Genomic DNA, 15,138 nt, shown 5'->3' on the forward strand with positions numbered 1-15,138 from the left:
AACTATTAAGCTGTACAAGATTAGAAACATTTCTTCGTATGGGGCAGGTCTTAAATGACGGAAAATTTAATTAATTTTGTTCTGCTGTCGTTATATAAGATACTTTACAAAATCTATACCCCGAGAGGTCTAATGCCCCTTCATCCATTCTTTTTCATCGATTGATGTTCCTTTATTCGTCATAATTACTATAGTCAACAGTGTCGATGATACTTTTCTACTTAAGAACAAAAAGTTTGATAAATTTCCCATAAAAAGAGCTCATCACCAAAAGTTGCGGATGTCATTTATTATAAAGTTGATCGGAGTGGAGACTAGGAGACTCCTTGGGAATTAGCGTCACAGATGAGATCTTGCAGTGCATATGGGGACGAAGGCTAAAAGCATCCTGTCCTGTGCTAACACCTCCATGACCAACATCTTGCCGCTTCGGTTTCGGACAGAAAACATTTGTTGTTGCCGCTTCGCTTTCGCACAGAAAACATTTGTTGCTGCCGCTTCGCTTTCGCACAGAAAACATTTGTTGCTCCGACGCCCCCAGGAGAGCGCCAAGTGAGGACGGAAATCAACCAGACGTTATGTTGATGAGCCATCAAAAGATAATACTCCCTCTTTTTATTAGCGAATCTTTAATTAATGAATAAAACCATATATTTTTATTAATTTTTTTTAAAAAACTACTTGACGTTAGTAACAAAGGCTTGTATTATATAACTTGTTGTTAAAACAAAACGCGGAAGTAGTTCAGTGGTAGAACACCACCTTGCCAAGGTGGGGGTCGCGAGTTCGAACCTCGTCTTCCGCTCCATAATCTTATTGGCGGCCTAGCTCAGCTGGCTAGAGCGTACGGTTCATACCCGTAAGGTCGGGGGTTCGATCCCCTCGGCCGCCACCATAGTAGGCCCCTTGGTCAAGTGGTTAAGACACCGCCCTTTCACGGCGGTAACACGGGTTCGAATCCCGTAGGGGTCATCTCAAACAGGCGTCTCAGAATTATTTCTGAGACGCCTGTTTTTTTGTAACTTAACAGTGCAACAGCCTTTTAAACTACAAAGTAACATATTAGCAATATCACATTACTTATTTTTTCACTGTATGAGACGCAGGAGCAACAAGTAGAGGAACGAAGGCTAAAAAACATCCTGTCCTATAATAACGGCTTCTCGGCCAACTCTCCGTTGTTGTTGTTGCTGTCGCTTCGCTTTCGCACAGACAAAACCCCGTTGTTGCTGTCGCTTCGCTTTCGCACAGACAAAACCCCGTTGTTGCTGTCGCTTCGCTTTCGCACAGACAATACCCGTTGTTGCTGTCGCTTCGCTTTCGCACAGACAATACCCGTTGTTGCTGTCGCTTCGCTTTCGCACAGACAATACCCGTTGTTGCTGTCGCTACGTTAGCACTTTGCTTTCGCACATAAACATCTGTTGCTGCCGCTCATTGGAAAGCGCCCAGTAGAAACAGAATCAGCCCCACGTTATGGTGATGCGCTGAAAAATATGGCATACTAATAATGAAAAGAACGTGTTAACTAGGAGGTTTATTTCCTTTGAGTTCATTAACTAAAGCTGCTTTAATTTGCGGAAGCGGCTCTATGATTATTCTCGTATCCATTCTTCTTAATTTACCATTTGCTGTACAAATATTTTTACTCCTAACCGGATTAGCGGTTAGTGTATACGGTGTGTTTTTACTCGTCAAAATGGTTGTTAATCCAGCCGAAAAGACTTCAGAAACACTCACTGAACAATCACCCGTACCAGCTCCTAAAAAGAAGAACAGACCGACATCCACGTTGTAGGACGACACGTAGATCCTACTAGAAAAGTTATTATGACTTATAGCTAGATGCGATGGAAAGATTATTAAAAAAGGGATTAGCTTAATACAAGCTAATCCCAACTCTATTTATACACTTTTTCTACGATTAAAACAGTCAGCAAACTACCCTCTTCTAGCTCCGCGACCACCGCGTTTTGACTCTGTAGCACGTTTTAGTGTTGCTAGACGTTCATCACTATCTTTTAAGAAACGTGCCATCTTTTGTTCAAAATTCTCTTTTGGTTGATGGCGATCGTTACGATCATTAGAACGATTATCGCGACGTGGACGTGCTGGACGCTCTGGACGGTCTGGACGCTCTGGACGCTCTGGTCTCTCTGCTTGAGGCTTTGCTTTACGGATTGAAAGACCGATCTTTCCGTCCGCTTCAACATTCATCACTTTTACTTCAACTTCATCTCCAACTTTTAGATGCTCATTGATATCTTTTACATAATTGTCAGCAACTTCACTGATGTGTACTAAGCCTGTTTTGCCATCTGGCAGCTCAACGAATGCTCCAAAATTTGTGATTCCTGTTACTTTACCTTGTACCTTGCTGCCTACTTCAATTGACATAAAAAAAATGCTCCTCCTTAAAAATTAAGCGACTCTTTTGAGTCATGTAATCAATTTATCAAACTTTTTACTACAATAAGTTTCTCTCTTCATTATATATAACAAAAAAAGAGTGTCAACAATACATAGCTTTTCAGTCGTCTTTTTTACCTTTCTTTTCTGATACGGCGTCCTTTTTATCTGGTATATCGCCCTTTTTTTCTTTTTCATCTTTTTCATCCGGCATAATGAAAATTCTTTCACCTTCTTTGGATAGGAAATACTCTTTGCGTAGTAACTTTGCGATATACTCATCATTCTCTAACTGTTTAATTCTAAGATTTAACGATTCTCGCTCTTCTTTCAAATCAGAAAGATGCTCCTTCGCTTCAACCTTTTCCTGCTCTTTTGCAGCTAGCGTTTCATTTTGATTCAAAAGTATATTTCCGAGAACGGCAATAATAACGACTGGTACAATCGCAAAAAAGGCAATACGGCGCATTTTCCGTTTTCGCGCTTCAATTTTACGATTTATAGCTTTATCCGTGTTACGGACATAGTCATTATCAAGTTTAGTATAGTTTTGTTTGCGATCATTTGATGAACGACGTTTAGTCATGCCCGCACCTCCGAAAGTTATTGTTGTCTTTTATTATACTTTATAAATCGAAATTTTTTTAAAAAAGTGTTGGACAAATACGAATAAATTTTGACAAAAGGTCTTAAAACAAATGCTCCAATACTTATTAATATATTAAAAATTTGTCGAATGGTAGCAAATATTAATCGTATGATGAACCACAAAGGTCTCCATGTTATATTCACTAAAACCCTTGCGATGAAACGTAAAAAAGTCTGAAAAAATGTTTGATACAAAAAAATTCCGGCTATTTGCGCTAGCGGGTCATAAGCCCGCCAAGCGCCATCTTTTAGCCAAAATAATAAATAGTATGTCATACCCCCAAGCAGAATCCAGGTAAGTAGTTCAAATACCATCATCCATCTTCGAAGGCTTGACCTTTTTGGAGTTGAAAAAACAATGAGCCTTACACTATCAATAATGAATCCGACTGCTATACCGCTCAAAACCATGACTAATAGTTGAACAAATTGTTCACTAACAATCATCCAAATAACTTATGAAGGAAACCTTTCGAGAAGCCACTTTCCTCCTCGTCATACTGTAAGGTTTTTACAGTTCCTTCAAGCGTCAATAACCCTTTGTCAACATCTAAATGAACGATATGCAGTTCTTCTCCACGGATTAACAAATGCCCTTGGGACGTCTTGATGAAAAACTCTTCCTGATCAAAGCGTTCAATCGATTTTACAGAAGTCATGTCCATTCTTTTACGATTACGAATCGTTAAAATATGCTCTCCAGATGGAATTGTGTAACGGTTACTTTCTTGATGTAGCGTCATTTTCTTCCTCCTTTAGTCGTCCTAGCTTCTGTTCACTTTATGCGGACAACCTTAAAAGCATGACAACTTTATTAAAGTTGCTACACTTTTATCCCCACTAAGCACATTTACGGCAAAAGCCAAGCGACAACTTCAGAAGACTCCTACACTATTATTAATTAGTCCTCGTCATCAATAAATTCAGGATCAATTTTTTCAAGACGCTCTTCCTTCAGAATCGTAAACATTTTTGCGGCATCTTCTTTTTTCACAGTATCACGTAATTCTTCTATACGCGCTGTCACGATCTTTTGCCCAAAACGAATGGCTAGCTCGTCACCAGCTTTAACAGCACTACTAGCCTTTGCGATCTTACCATTGATCGTAATACGGCCTTGATCTGCTACTTCTTTCGCTAATGTACGACGTTTAATTAAACGTGATACCTTTAAAAATTTATCTAATCGCATATTTTTACTCCTTTTCTAGCTGCTTCGCTTCATTCCAGAAAGCATCTAATTGTTCTAATGTATAATCAGAAAATGGCTTTCCACTTTCCTTTACCTTTGCTTCCACATAACCAAAGCGGCTCGCAAACTTCTCATTCGCATGTAACATAGCCTCTTCCGGAGATAGCTTGTAGAAACGCGCTAAATTCACAAGTGTGAACAAGACATCTCCAAATTCATCAAGACGTGACGCATTAGTACCTTTCGTCACCTCATTACGAAATTCCTGCCATTCCTCCGCAAACTTATCCCATGCGCCCTCTACATCAGGCCAATCAAATCCTACCTTCGCAGCTCTTTTTTGATAATTATACGCTGTTTGTAGAGCAGAGGATGCCCGGTATTCCTCTTTTAATAGCGGCTTATCACTTATACCCTTTTCTTCCGCTTTTATAACTTCCCAATTTGCTACAACACCTTCTGCATCTTCCACCGATACATCTCCAAATACATGCGGGTGTCGACGAATCATTTTTTCACTTATTGAAGATAATACATCTTCCAATGTAAAATAACCTTGATCTTCTCCGATTTGTGCATGAAGGAATACTTGTAATAGTACATCTCCAAGCTCCTCGATCATCGCAAAGTCATCCTCTGCATCTACCGCTGCCAAATATTCGTGTGCTTCTTCTAGTAAATATTTTTTCAGTGATTCATGTGTTTGCTTTTGATCCCACGGACAGCCATTCGGACCTCGTAAAACAGCAATAATTTGACGGAAAGTTGTCCAGTCTCGTAAAGCGTCCTCTTTTGATTTCACAGGCGGCACATATACCGTTGTTAAATTGTCCACCTCAACGCTTTGGTCGAGCTCATAAAGTGGTACTGTCACTATTTTTTCCTGTGACGAGCCCGCTGCTGTAACGACTGTAACAGGATATTCGTCATCGTATTTCTCCATTAACGTTAGCTTTACTTCCGATGCACTGAATGTATCATACACTTGAGCTATTAAAATATGTTGACGCATGTTAATATCATGCATAGAAAAGCTAGTGCCATCCAGCAATTGAAAACCCTCAATCGGGTCGATTTTTAACGCGCCAAATATTGGATCTAAGAAGCTTTGCCCACCTTCAATGACTAAGTTTACTTTTCCTGCATCCGCGGCAGCAATAAGCAATTGTACAGTTTGCTCCGCAACTAGTGGATGTCCTGGTACAGCGTACATTACATCTTCAATCGCTGCAGCAGCCACAAGTTTTTCAGCAATTTCTTCATACACGGGCTGGAACGAATTATGTTTTTCATAGATTTTGTCAAAGCTTTCAAATTGTAAGCCCTCAGCTGATAATTCTTCTAATACTGGATGATCAACTGTACGAACATATAATTTTCTAGCAGCTTTTAATTTTTTATAGACACCCATTTGCAGCTGATTTAAATCACCCGCGCCTAGACCAATAACTGTTAAAGTATTCAATAATTCCACCTACTTCTTCCGATTTAACCATAATTGATAAACTGCCATCTTGCGCCCAAACGGTAGTAAGTACCACTCTTTTTCGGCTAGCACTCGTAACTTGGCAATTATTGTCATCATTACAAATGCACCTAAACTCACGGCTGTTAAACCTGCTACCACTGCGACAAATCGAGGTGATAAGGATTGATTTAACAACGATGGTATAAACCGCAACCAAACTAGTACTACAGCTGCCATGCTGAGTGATGCTATTCCAACTTTCTTGTAAAAATTGGCTGGTGCTAATTGAATGGCAGTTATTTTCTTTAAATAGAAAACAAGCATTAGAGCAGTAAACAACAGACCCACATTGTTAGCAATTGCCGCACCTAATACACCAAACAAACTAATTGTCAGCACATTCAATATTATTTTTAACATAAAGCCTACAAGCAAAAATAAAGCCGGCTTTTTTAATTTACCATACCCTTGCAGAATAGCTGTAAATGTCAAAATAATCGACAAAGGCACAATTTGTAACACATATACCATAAGTACTTCCGACAGCGCATCTGTCTTAAAGAGCATTGCATTTATATAAGGCATAACTAGTATTAAACCTAAAGATGCTGCCCACCCAAATAATACAGACGCTCTATACGTTAATTGTATAAACGGAATCGCACTACGGCCTCCTTGTCTTTTGGACATATGTGCGACAAGGGGTACAATAGCAAGCGAAAGTGAAGAAGCAATAACAACTCCGAGCTGCACCAATGGCTGCCCACGATCATAAACGCCTTTTGTTGCCTTAGCTACCTTCTGATCCATACCACTTTCTACTAATAGTGAATAAATTGTAAAGGAATCAACTAGCTGATAGCCAAGCAACAATAGACCACTCATGCTTACACTTAAACTTAGCAATGTGACCTCTTTAATAATGGGGAAACTTTCGATACGTCGCCGCTGTTTCTTATCATTAAATAGACCAAAACGTTTTTTAAAGATAAACGCAAGTAATATAAAGCCTACAATTTCTCCAATAACTGTACCTATTATAGCCATTTGTCCAGCACTATATAGTGATTCTGTCGTCTTCATAATGATAAATGTACCTACTAAAATGACGGATACCCTCACAGCTTGTTCAAGGACTTGTGCATAAGCAACTGGCTCCATAATACCTCTTGATTGGAAGCCGCCCTTTAAAATAGCAAGTGCTGGCATAACAAGTGCTATAAATGAACCCGTCCGTATTAAAGGAGCAAGCTGAGTATCGCCCATGAGCCGTGCAATTATTTCAGCTCCACCAAATAAAACACCAAAAAACAACAACGATAGTACTGTTAAATAACGAAAAACAATACGCATAATACCGCTTCGTTTCTGATTTCGCTCTAGCGGGTCTAAAACACAATCATTATCTGCAAGCATTTTAGAAATAGCTACTGCAAATCCACTAGATGTCCATACGACAAAAATAGATATAACTGGATACACTTGCTGATAAATATAAAATCCTTCATCACCAACAAGGTTTTGAAAAGGCACACGATAAATTGCACTAAGAACCTTCACAATAAGGGCAGCAATTGTAAGTAAGGCCGCGCCCTTCATGTAGCTTTTCATGCCAAAACGTTCCGACATAAATTGCCCTCTTTCCTTCTTTAACAATGCCAATAGTATAGCATATCTCAAAAGTTTGACGCGCTCGATAGGGTTACCATAAAACTATGTACGAAAAAAAGTTATTGTTCAGCCTAAAAAGGTCCGCGCAATAACTTTCAATTCTCATCAACTATTCATTTGTTTAGCTAAGAAGTTAGCAGCTGTTTCTGCAACTTTCACTTCAACCTCACCGACAAAATGTACCTTAGATAAAACAATAATACAACCGATTGGATCACCATTTACCATAATAGGTGTTGCACAATAAGACTTCACTTGCTCATATTGTCCAGGAACAATCTCGATAGTTGTTTCCATTTTTTCTATTTTTGTTGAACGCTCTTCCATAAAACTTTCCGCAAAGGATGTAATACGACGATTAATATACTCTTTCTTACCGATTCCTGCGACAGCAATTACTTCATCACGGTCGGTTACAAATGCTGGAGTACCTAACGTTTCATATAACGTTTCTACATATTCCCTTGCAAATTCTCCTAAATCATTAATTGGAGAATATTTCTTTAAAATGACTTCGCCTTCACGGTCTGTATAAATTTCTAGTGGGTCACCCTCGCGAATACGTAGCGTCCTACGAATTTCTTTTGGAATAACCACACGCCCTAAATCATCAATACGACGAACAATTCCTGTTGCCTTCATTCTTAATCCTCGCTTTCGCTACAATAAAAATTTTTTTCAACTTTAGTATGGTTTTTTATGAAGCAATCTATGCAAAAACTGAAGAAATAGGATTTCACACCCAACAATATTTTTCAAAAAGGCCTTAAAACCTAAACAATTGTACTTCAAATACATTTAGCATTTAGCATGTAGAATTTTTAACTTCAATCAACTTATCTTAGATTAACCACAAAAACAAATTTTTATAAATAATTTATAAAAAAATTTTAACAAGAAATAATAATAATTCAACTTTTGTTATTGCGTCAATGAGCCAAAAGGATTCTTATGATAAAGACATTTTCACAGGATTTAATTCTTTTAACCTCCTCCCTCCTATTGGCTAGCTCCACGGTCTTATTTGCGAAATCGATATCCAAGAAGCCACTCCATCTACAGTCCATTCAAATTTTCAATTGGCATGCATCTTTTGGCACGTCACGCAAAGTTAATAATGGTAAAACAAAACTTCAGCAATGTATCTGTACGAAAGCAAGGAGCAGCATCAGCTGTTTTTTGTGTGTATGCGTAGTGCTAACGTTGCGTCTGTAACAAGGGTTTTCTGTGAGCGAGCGCAGTGCTAACGTTACGTCTGCAACAAGAGTTTTTGTGCGTAAGCGCAGCGCTAACGTTACGTCTGCAACAAGGGTTTTTGTGCGTAAGCGCAGCGCTAACGTTACGTCTGCAACAAGGGTTTTTGTGCGTAAGCGCAGCGCTAACGTTACGTCTGCAACAAGGGCTTTTGTGCGTAAGCGCAGTGCTAACGTTACGTCTGCAACAAGAGTTTTTGTGCGTAAGCGTAGTGCTAACGTTGCGTCTGCAACAAGAGTTTTCTATGCATAAGCCCTGCAACAGCGTCAACATTCACTAAGATCTCCTTAACGATTTTGTTTTTTCTATAATAAAAAGCTGACCATTATCCTAGAGAGATAAGATCAGCTTTTCATCTATTGTTGTTTTTTTGCGTTAGCAATAATATGCATCATTTCTTCTAAAATATCAAAGGGTTGATATTTCCCACATTTTCGTTCATCAATCGTTAATTTCAATTGCATACCATCCATACCAAAACCGACAGCTCGTTCAAATTTCATGGATTCTTCAACTACTTTACTGCCATCAACTTGTACTGTCCCCTCTTCAGACAACAATATTGTGATAATTTTTTGCTTTTCTTTTACTGACAATACACCCGCACCTAAGCCCCATACCTTCATACGCGCAATTCGCAGTAAGCGCTCTGTTTCAATTGGAAGATCTCCGAAGCGATCCTCTAATTCCTCCGTGATTTCGCCATATTCCTCCACTTGATCCATTGCTTTAATACGTTTATACATTTGTATTTTTTGATAGCCGTCAGGAATGTATACATCTGGAATATACGCATCAATGCTCAATAAAATTTCAATGTCAGGCTTCTCTTCTTTTTTCACACCTGTTTGGCGCTCAGCAATCGCCTCTTCCAGCATTTGTGAATACAAGTCAAAACCAACAGAATCAATAAAGCCATGCTGCTGCGCTCCAAGCAGGTTACCAGCACCTCGAATAGATAAGTCACGCATAGCAATTTTGAATCCTGAACCTAACTCTGTAAATTCTTTAATCGCCTGTAATCGTTGCTCAGCTACATCTGTAAGAACTTTATCGCGTTGATACATAAAGTAAGCATATGCTACCCTATTAGAACGCCCAACACGCCCACGCAATTGATAAAGCTGTGCTAAGCCCATTCGATCAGCATCGTGAACAATCAATGTATTAACGTTCGGTATATCTACGCCGGTCTCAATAATGGTTGTTGTTACAAGCACATCATAGGCACCTTCTAAAAATGCTAATATGACAGATTCTAATTCTGACTCCGTCATTTTGCCATGTGCATGCCCAATACGCGCTTCGGGGACAAGCGTTTGAATTTCATCGACCTTACGAGCCATATCCTCTACACGGTTGTATAAGTAGAATACTTGCCCACCACGCGCCATTTCTCTCTCAATAGCTTCCCGCACTAATGCACCACTATGCTCCATTACATAGGTTTGTACAGGGAAACGGTTTGCTGGTGGCGTTTCAATTACTGATAAATCACGAACACCTACCATCGACATATGAAGTGTTCTCGGAATCGGAGTTGCCGTTAGCGTTAATACATCGACATTCGTCTTAAGTTGTTTAATTTTTTCCTTATGCGTTACACCAAAACGTTGCTCCTCATCAACAATCAGTAGTCCAAGGTCTTGGAATAATAAATCTTTAGATAAAATTCGATGCGTTCCAACGACAATATCAACTTGCCCTTCTTTTAAGCCCTTTAACGTCGCTGTTTGCTCTTTTTTCGAACGGAAACGAGACAAGAGACCTACATTCATAGCAAAGTCTTGGAATCTCTCACGAATCGTTTCGTAATGCTGCTGCGCTAAAATTGTTGTCGGTACAAGGAAAGCTACCTGCTTACCATCCTGAATTGCTTTAAATGCGGCACGAATCGCTACCTCTGTTTTACCATACCCTACGTCCCCACACACAAGACGATCCATAGGACGCTCACGCTCCATATCGCGTTTTACTTCGATAATTGAACGTAGCTGATCCTCTGTTTCTTCATAAGGGAATGAAGCTTCAAAATTGCGTTGATCGTCGTTGTCAATCGCAAATGCATGACCCTTCTCAGCTTCACGTCTCGCATACAGCTTAATTAAATCATCAGCAATATCTTGGACAGCAGAGGATACCTTTGCTTTGGCTTTTTTCCACTCTGCTCCACCTAATTTATGTAGCTTCGGTTCACGGTCTTCAGATGCTACATATTTTTGGATTAAATCTATTTGCTCTACTGGAACATACAACTTATCATCTGCGCGGTATCGAATGTGTAGATAATCTTTATGTGTACCATTTACCTCTAGTGTTTCTAAACCAATATATTTCCCAATCCCGTGATGTACATGTACAACATAGTCGCCAGGTTTAATTTCTGTATAGCTTTTGATACGTTCCGCGTTCGTCATTTTTTGAGAACGTGCTTTTTTCTTCGCCTGTTGTTTAAACAGCTCATCCTCTGTAACAATTACCAAGCGTTGTAATGGTAATTCAAAGCCACTAGATAGTGAGCCATCTACAATATAAATACCCGCTTCTGTCGGATTACCAATTGTCGTATGAATATCATATTCCTCAAGCATTTGCTGCACACGTTTAACACGTTCTTTATCTCTCGCAACAATTAATACTGTAAATTTACCAAGCAGCCAGCGTTCAATCTCACTTTGTAATAATGACATTTGACCATGAAATTGCTGCATTGGTTTACAAGAAAAGTTCGTCGTCTTATTAAAGGATACACCTGCAAAAGTTCGCGAAAATAATGAGAAATATAGTTTTTGTTGAGACAGCATTGCTAGAATTTCTTTTAAAGAGAATGCTGGCTTTACATCGTGCACCATTTTCCCTTCTTCAATTAGTGATAAAAACCACTCATCCTCTTCGCGCTCCCAGGCATCCATAACCTCCTGGATACGCCCGAGCTCATCAAACAGCACAATGCCATCATGTGCAAAATAATCTCCTAAATAGGCTGTTTTCTCATACAATAACGAACCATATTTATTTACGTAGTCCGGTAAATTCCCTTGCTGTAACAATTCAATATCATATTGAATATGCTGATACAGTAACTCTTTCGTCTCCTGCTTTTTAACTTTCTTTAAGCTTGTTGCTAATGCCGTTTCTAAACGACCTGCCAATGCCACTCGTTCTTCCTTTGTCAAAATAACTTCTGCCGCAGGGAGGATACGAATCTTCTGCAATTTATCAATGGAACGTTGATCATCGGCAGAAAATGTTCGAATCGAGTCCACTTCCGTATCAAATAATTCTATACGAATCGGTGACTCTAAATATGGTGGATAAATATCTAATATGCCACCACGTAGCGCAAACTCTCCAGGTGTTGTCACCATCGAATTACGTACGTACCCCATCTCTACTAATGTTTGGAGCCACTCATCAATCTGAATATCCTCACCTACTGCTATTTGTAAAAAATACTGTAGCCAATGCCCTTTAGGCTGCACCATTTTACGTAAGCCCGCAACTGGTATCACATAAACAGCTTTTTCACCTCTAGCAAGACGATCGAGTGTTGCGATACGCTCAGCACGTAGCTCTGGGGAGGCAACAGACAAATCCGCAGCAATAAACTCATCGGCAGGATAATAATGAACATGCTCCTCACCTAAAAGTCCCGCCAGCTCGTCAGCCATTTTCTGAGCCTGCAATAGATTAGGAGATATAATATAAATAGGTTTTTGTACATATTCAAATAACGCATCGACCATTATCGGGCGCGCGCTTCCAGTTAATCCTGTAATAAGCTGTGTTGCAGAGTGACCGCTCTGAATCTCCTGTAAAAATGATGCGATATGTTTGTCCTGCATCACAAGCTGTCGTAAAACTTCCAATGTCAAAAGCCCCTTTCAGCGCATAATTCTCTTCGCCATTTCTAGTAATCTAGTACCATAATACGCATTTTTATTGTTTATTTTATAAATTATGCCTTGGCATAATTTCGTTCGGAATATGCTTTAGCATAGGCCTGTAGATGTTTTTTGTGCGAAAGCGCCGTGTTAACGTAGCAGCAACAGGGTTTTATCTACGCGAAAGCGAAGCGGCAGCGGCAACAACATGAGGGCCGACACGATGTCAGCCGTTTCAGTAGTGCCACAGAACGTGGTGTTCTTAGACTGAGTTCCTCCATTTCAGTAGATGTTTGAACACCTGCTGAAAAGCAACTTATACTTTCATTCATCTCACAACCTATAAAGGTGGAAGACTCCTGTCAATTCGCTGTCGTTACAAAGAACATCTGTAACTGCCGCTTTGCTTTCGCTCAAGAGACATCTGTAACTACCAATTCACTTTCGTTACAAAAAACATTTGTAGCAAGAAGTTAAACGGAAAAAGCTTTGAACGCACATGATGTGCGCCAAAGCATCCTTCCAATTATTGAATCCATTTATTGAGTGCGTGATAATCTGGATATTGTTTCAGCGAATCCTCACATTGCTCACAAATGCAGTGCACCGTCGTTTGTCCATGTTGATCTTTCTCAACATAATCATCCGCTTCACCCAATTCGAAAATATGTAGTTTTCGAATTGTATCATCTGCATCAAATGGTAGCGTCCCTATTTCTACTTCACAATGCCGACATCGGTATCGAACTGACATCTCCAAATCATCCTCCTTTAAGCAACTTTCTACTTAAAGTATAGACATTTCTAAAACAGATTATGCACTTCCAATTTTGCCTTAGCGCCATTTAGAATAGAGAATAGTTTTTGCATTGTGTTTAAGACTATACTATATATTTAATTAGCTGTAGTCGCAGAAAAAAACATTTTAATCGTCATCCTAAACAACTGTAATATCCATGCTACACTTTAACTTATTGTTACCCGTTAAAGTGATTCATCACATCAAGAAATGGCTTTGAAAGAGATGCTTCTACAGCATTTACACACTTTTCAATAGCTTCGCCAACGACAGCCTGATCTTCTTTTGAAAATTTCGATAACACGTAATCTGCTACCTTCATGCCAGCTGGTGGGCGATTAACCCCAACTCGTATGCGATTAAATTCTTGTGTGCCTAAATGCTGAATTAATGATTTAATACCATTATGTCCTCCTGCACTACCTTTTTGACGCAAGCGTAATTTACCTGTTTCTAAATCTAAATCGTCATAAATAACAATTAAATCTTCCACATCAATATCAAAATAGTTCATTAGGGGACCAACACATTCCCCTGATAAATTCATATATGTTAAAGGTTTAACAAGTAGAACCTTTCCTTCAGGACGATGTACCATTGCATACATACCATTAAACTTTGAATTAGTTAAAGGTGCACCCCATTTTTCAGCTAATGCATCAATAACATCGAAGCCAATATTATGTCTTGTATGCTCATAAGGTTTACCTGGATTTCCTAAACCAACGATAATTTTCATAAGTACCCCTCTTCTTTCAAATCTAATAGTCATTATTTTACCATATCATGCACTCAGAAAGCAGTTTGTACAATTTTTGAAAGTAAAAGTTCAATAACAGCTTGATATTATTTAAAATCATCACTTCAACCATACCTATCGCAAAATGGTTAGGGCTTAAACTGGAAGCATACGCACGAATAACGTCGCCAATGCCCTTACTAAATAAAATACAAAAGGCTACAGAGGTAGCTTAGCTTCCTCTGTAGCCTTTCCTTAACAAATATTTTTACTCTTGTACCTGTTCACTATCTACTGTCGATTCTTCAACGACTGTTGGAGCCATAATTGATACCAATGTATGACCATTTTCACTGATAATATCAAAGTCAATCATATCTCGAATATCTGCTACCGTAATTGTTTCGCCAATTTTAAGTTCAGTAATATCAACTTCAATAGCTTCTGGTATATCTGCTGGTTTTACATTAATTTTCACATCTAGGTTAGGCTGCATTAATATGCCACCCACACTAACTCCAACTGACTCTCCAACAAGTTTAATAGGCACTTCAGCTTCTATTGCTTCGGACATATCAATTGCTAAAAAGTCGATATGATTTACTTCATCTTTCATAGAGCATTGTTGGATTTCTGATACAACAACATTCACTTTTTTACCATCTAACTCCATCGAAAACACACCATTTTGCCCATTCTTTTGAATGGATTTTCTGAATTCTTTCGCTGAAATAGAAATTGGGGTCGAATCTAATTTATAGCCGTAAATAACTGCAGGAATGGCTCCCCCTTTTCTAAGTTGGGTTAATGTCGAACGGTACCCAACTTCGCGCTTTTTAACACTTAATACTGTACTCATATCTTACTTCCCCTTCCAAGAAAAATTATTTACGCCTTATTATAAATGTCACTACTAGCTATGCTTTCGGAACAAAAAACATTTGCTTAAAGAAGTTAAAACAATGACATTTGATAAGGCTATAATAATATTTACCTCTATTTTTTATAAAGTAGTGTAAATATTATTAAGTCACAATTACTATTATACCCTTTTATAAGAAAATTCAAACAAAA

At 38.8% G+C, this 15,138-nt stretch carries 15 protein-coding genes and 3 tRNA genes; 4 read left to right on the forward strand and 14 right to left on the reverse strand.

Annotated features, from left to right (window positions below; all coding sequences use genetic code 11):
- Positions 1 to 129: 129 nt before the first annotated feature.
- Complete coding sequence (locus ACFXN8_RS18015; protein ID WP_386847012.1) at positions 130 to 252, reverse strand: hypothetical protein; 123 nt, start codon at positions 250 to 252, stop codon at positions 130 to 132.
- A gap of 481 nt (positions 253 to 733) precedes the next feature.
- Here ACFXN8_RS18015 and ACFXN8_RS18020 point away from each other — a divergent pair.
- From ACFXN8_RS18020 to ACFXN8_RS18030, 3 genes are all read left to right on the forward strand, one after another.
- Positions 734 to 808 (forward strand) — tRNA-Gly (locus tag ACFXN8_RS18020).
- A 10-nt stretch (positions 809 to 818) separates the two neighbouring features.
- Positions 819 to 895: transfer RNA gene (locus ACFXN8_RS18025), tRNA-Met, on the forward strand.
- A gap of 5 nt (positions 896 to 900) precedes the next feature.
- Positions 901 to 972, forward strand: a tRNA-Glu gene (locus ACFXN8_RS18030).
- 158 nt (positions 973 to 1,130) lie between these two features.
- On the opposite strand, the gene ACFXN8_RS18035 is transcribed toward ACFXN8_RS18030, so the two are convergent.
- The gene (locus ACFXN8_RS18035) at positions 1,131 to 1,364 is read right to left on the reverse strand and encodes a hypothetical protein (RefSeq protein WP_386847014.1); all 234 of its coding nucleotides are present in this window, start codon (positions 1,362 to 1,364) and stop codon (positions 1,131 to 1,133) included.
- A 182-nt stretch (positions 1,365 to 1,546) separates the two neighbouring features.
- Between ACFXN8_RS18035 and ACFXN8_RS18040 the strand changes: the two genes are divergently transcribed.
- Positions 1,547 to 1,798, forward strand: coding sequence for a hypothetical protein (locus ACFXN8_RS18040; protein WP_386847016.1), 252 nt, complete (start codon positions 1,547 to 1,549; stop codon positions 1,796 to 1,798).
- Positions 1,799 to 1,941: 143 nt separating this feature from the next.
- Here the strand turns inward: ACFXN8_RS18040 and ACFXN8_RS18045 are convergent, their stop codons facing one another.
- From ACFXN8_RS18045 to ACFXN8_RS18100, 12 genes are all read right to left on the reverse strand, one after another.
- Positions 1,942 to 2,397 carry a S1 domain-containing RNA-binding protein gene (locus tag ACFXN8_RS18045; protein WP_386847018.1) on the reverse strand — a complete coding sequence of 152 codons (456 nt, stop codon included), beginning with the start codon at positions 2,395 to 2,397 and terminating at the stop codon, positions 1,942 to 1,944.
- Positions 2,398 to 2,530: 133 nt separating this feature from the next.
- Entirely contained in the window at positions 2,531 to 2,995 is a 465-nt protein-coding gene (locus ACFXN8_RS18050) for an FtsB family cell division protein (RefSeq protein ID WP_386847020.1), read from the reverse strand.
- A 17-nt stretch (positions 2,996 to 3,012) separates the two neighbouring features.
- Positions 3,013 to 3,504, reverse strand: a complete 492-nt coding sequence (gene yabQ, locus ACFXN8_RS18055) for a spore cortex biosynthesis protein YabQ (protein ID WP_376075994.1) — start codon at positions 3,502 to 3,504, stop codon at positions 3,013 to 3,015.
- Complete coding sequence (gene yabP / locus ACFXN8_RS18060) at positions 3,501 to 3,800, reverse strand: sporulation protein YabP (RefSeq protein WP_004229167.1); 300 nt, start codon at positions 3,798 to 3,800, stop codon at positions 3,501 to 3,503. Before yabP ends, yabQ begins: the two co-directional genes overlap by 4 nt.
- A gap of 158 nt (positions 3,801 to 3,958) precedes the next feature.
- On the reverse strand, positions 3,959 to 4,249 hold the full coding sequence (locus ACFXN8_RS18065; RefSeq protein ID WP_386847022.1) for an RNA-binding S4 domain-containing protein: 291 nt from the start codon (positions 4,247 to 4,249) through the stop codon (positions 3,959 to 3,961).
- Between the two features lie 4 nt (positions 4,250 to 4,253).
- Positions 4,254 to 5,714, reverse strand: coding sequence for a bifunctional methyltransferase/pyrophosphohydrolase YabN (gene yabN, locus ACFXN8_RS18070; protein ID WP_386847024.1), 1,461 nt, complete (start codon positions 5,712 to 5,714; stop codon positions 4,254 to 4,256).
- A gap of 9 nt (positions 5,715 to 5,723) precedes the next feature.
- A complete protein-coding gene (locus ACFXN8_RS18075; protein ID WP_386847026.1) occupies positions 5,724 to 7,346 on the reverse strand; it encodes a putative polysaccharide biosynthesis protein in 1,623 nt (540 codons plus the stop codon).
- A gap of 147 nt (positions 7,347 to 7,493) precedes the next feature.
- Positions 7,494 to 8,030, reverse strand: coding sequence for a stage V sporulation protein T (gene spoVT, locus ACFXN8_RS18080; protein WP_197142735.1), 537 nt, complete (start codon positions 8,028 to 8,030; stop codon positions 7,494 to 7,496).
- A gap of 968 nt (positions 8,031 to 8,998) precedes the next feature.
- On the reverse strand, positions 8,999 to 12,511 hold the full coding sequence (mfd, locus tag ACFXN8_RS18085; RefSeq protein WP_386847029.1) for a transcription-repair coupling factor: 3,513 nt from the start codon (positions 12,509 to 12,511) through the stop codon (positions 8,999 to 9,001).
- A 541-nt stretch (positions 12,512 to 13,052) separates the two neighbouring features.
- On the reverse strand, positions 13,053 to 13,280 hold the full coding sequence (locus ACFXN8_RS18090) for an anti-sigma-F factor Fin (protein WP_004229176.1): 228 nt from the start codon (positions 13,278 to 13,280) through the stop codon (positions 13,053 to 13,055).
- Positions 13,281 to 13,503: 223 nt separating this feature from the next.
- A complete protein-coding gene (gene pth, locus ACFXN8_RS18095; RefSeq protein ID WP_376076002.1) occupies positions 13,504 to 14,064 on the reverse strand; it encodes an aminoacyl-tRNA hydrolase in 561 nt (186 codons plus the stop codon).
- 268 nt (positions 14,065 to 14,332) lie between these two features.
- On the reverse strand, positions 14,333 to 14,923 hold the full coding sequence (locus tag ACFXN8_RS18100; RefSeq protein WP_376076004.1) for a 50S ribosomal protein L25/general stress protein Ctc: 591 nt from the start codon (positions 14,921 to 14,923) through the stop codon (positions 14,333 to 14,335).
- Between the last annotated feature and the right edge of the window lie 215 nt (positions 14,924 to 15,138).

It is taken from the genome of Lysinibacillus sp. NPDC059133, from assembly GCF_042755925.1.
Classification (GTDB): domain Bacteria; phylum Bacillota; class Bacilli; order Bacillales_A; family Planococcaceae; genus Lysinibacillus.